The sequence below is a fragment of the Bacillus sp. AF62 genome (assembly GCF_050312695.1).
Lineage (GTDB): Bacteria > Bacillota > Bacilli > Bacillales > Bacillaceae_G > Bacillus_A > Bacillus_A cereus.
Genome location: NZ_JBNPJZ010000287.1, coordinates 1 through 306, shown reverse-complemented (window position 1 = coordinate 306; position 306 = coordinate 1). Strand labels below are relative to the sequence as shown.

Genomic DNA, 306 nt, shown 5'->3' with positions numbered 1-306 from the left:
TGATCGATTTGCCAAGGCCATTACTACATATGTAATGGATTTTGGACTTCCAGAAGTAGAGGTTGTATTTACGGTTTTCACAGAATCAGCGTATTATATTAACGGGAAGCATTGTGCAAGTTAGAGCTATTATAAATGTTTTTGTAACATTTATCCCGCATTAACGGGCAGTAAGACCCCGACCTCAAAATTCAGCGGAAGCAAAGAAGTTAGGTGGGGGATCAACTGTCCGTAAAAGCCCGATTGGTTCAACTAATAATCAGTGGGGGATGAACAAAACCCCCACTGATTAAAGTTTCACTTTAT

1 pseudogene is annotated in these 306 nt (G+C 39.9%); it reads left to right on the top strand.

Going from position 1 to position 306, the window contains the following annotated elements:
- Window positions 1–124 (top strand): annotated as a pseudogene (locus ACQRBL_RS32770) (DUF1904 family protein); the annotation flags it as partial.
- Window positions 125–306: the final 182 nt, after the last annotated feature.